The organism is Nonomuraea sp. NPDC049709, from assembly GCF_040674815.1.
In the GTDB taxonomy this organism is placed as follows: Bacteria; Actinomycetota; Actinomycetes; order Streptosporangiales; family Streptosporangiaceae; genus Nonomuraea.
In genome coordinates, this window is sequence record NZ_JBFANM010000196.1 from 1 (window position 1) to 2069 (window position 2069).

2 protein-coding genes are annotated in these 2069 nt (G+C 72.6%); both read left to right on the forward strand.

Going from position 1 to position 2069, the window contains the following annotated elements; translation table 11 throughout:
* On the forward strand, window positions 1–878 hold an 878-nt coding region (locus AB0J69_RS61615), incomplete at its 5' end, for a beta-ketoacyl reductase (RefSeq protein ID WP_364138662.1).
* Window positions 879–894: 16 nt separating this feature from the next.
* The coding region (locus tag AB0J69_RS61620; protein WP_364138664.1) for a beta-ketoacyl synthase N-terminal-like domain-containing protein at window positions 895–2069 on the forward strand (1175 nt) is incomplete at its 3' end.

Here is a 2069-nt window from a genome sequence, read left to right on the forward strand (position 1 = left end):
GGCAGGGCAACTACGCCGCCGCCAACGCCTTCCTGGACGCGCTCGCTGAACACCGCCGCGACCAGGGACTTCCGGCGGTCTCGGTGGCCTGGGGCCTGTGGGACGCGGCCTCCGACATGACCGGCGGGCTCAGCCGGGCCGACATGGCCAGGCTGGCGCGGGCGGGCATCTCGGCGCTGAGCGTCGAGCAGGGACTGGAGCTGTTCGACGCGGCCCTGGCCGGCGCCGAGCCCACCATGGTGGCGACCCGGTGGGACGGCGCGGGGCTGCGTACCAGGGCCGAGAACGGCGACCTGCCGCCGGTGCTGCGCGGCCTGGTCCGCGCGCCCCGGCGGGCCGCGGGTGCCGACCAGGCCGAGAGCCGCAGCTCGCTGATGGCCCGCCTGGCCGAGCTGAGCAAGGAAGAGGGGCTGCGCCTGCTCAGCGACCGGGTACGCGACCACATCGCCGTCGTCCTCGCGCACGGCAACCCCGAGAAGATCAGCGTCGACCGGGCGTTCACCCAGCTCGGCTTCGACTCCCTCACGGCCGTGGAACTCCGCAACCGGCTCAACGCCGACGTCGGCCTGCGGCTCCCCACCACGCTGGTCTTCGACCACCCCACCGTCAGCTCCCTGGCCGAATACCTGTTCAACACGCTGGCCCCGGCCACGCCCTCGCCCGAGGAGACCCTGCGCGGCGCCCTCGAACGCGTGGGATCCATGCTCACCAGCGCGAAGGACGACGGCGAGGCCATCCGCACCAAGCTCGTCGCCGTGCTGCAGGGCGGCCTGGCCATGTTCGGCGCTCCGCAGGGTGACAACGCCGACACCGTGATGGAGAAGATCGACTCCGCCTCCGACGAGGAGATCTTCGCACTCATCGACAACGAACTGTGAACAGGAAGGCCCATCGATGAGGACCGAGGACAGGCTCCGCGACTACCTCAGACGCGCCACCGTCGAGCTGGCCGAGGCCCGTCAGCGGCTGGCCGAGGACGAGGACCGCCGGCACGAGCCGGTGGCGATCGTCGGGATGGCGTGCCGCTACCCGGGTGGGGTGGGCGGTCCGGAGGAGTTGTGGGACCTGGTCGTCTCGGGCCGGGACGCGATCGGTGAGTTCCCGGCGGACCGGGGCTGGGACGTGGAAAATCTGTACGACCCGAACCCGGAGGCGATGGGGAAGTCGTACACGCGGCACGGGGGCTTCCTGTACGACGCCGCCGACTTCGACGCGGCCTTCTTCGGGATGAGCCCGCGCAGCGCGCTGGCCACCGATCCGCAGCACCGGTTGTTCCTGGAGGCATGCTGGGAGGCCCTGGAGCGGGCCGGGATCGAGCCCGGCTCCCTGCGCGGCACCCGGACGGGCGTCTACGCCGGGAACATGTACGACTACTACTCCACCCGCTTCCTCGACGGGGCGCCGGAGTCGGTCGAGGGCACCCTGTTCACCTCCAGCGCCCCCAGCCTGGTGTCCGGGCGGGTGTCCTACACCCTCGGGCTGGAGGGCCCCTCGCTCACGGTGGACACGGCCTGCTCGTCCTCGCTGGTCGCGCTGCACCTCGCCGTACGGGCGCTGCGGCAGGACGAGTGCTCGCTCGCCCTGGCCGGCGGCGTGACGGTCATGGCCTCGCCGGTGCCGTTCGTCGAGTTCTCCCGCCAGGGCGCCCTGTCCCCGGACGGCCGGTGCAAGTCGTTCTCCGCCTCGGCCGACGGCGCGGCGTGGGCCGAGGGGGTCGGGGTGCTGGCCTTGGAGCGGCTGTCCGAGGCACGGCGCAACGGGCGCCGGATCCTCGGGGTGATCCGGGGCACGGCGGTCAACCAGGACGGGGCCAGCAACGGCATGACCGCTCCGAGCGGGCCCGCCCAGGAGAAGGTCATCCAGCAGGCCCTGGCCGACGCCAGGCTGGACACCCGCGACATCCACGCGATCGAGGCGCACGGCACCGGCACCACCCTGGGCGACCCGATCGAGGCGCAGGCGCTGCTGGCCACGTACGGGCGCGGGCGTCCGGCTGATCGTCCGGTGTGGCTGGGGTCGGTGAAGTCGAATATCGGGCATGCGCAGGCGGCTGCTGGTGTGGCGGGGGT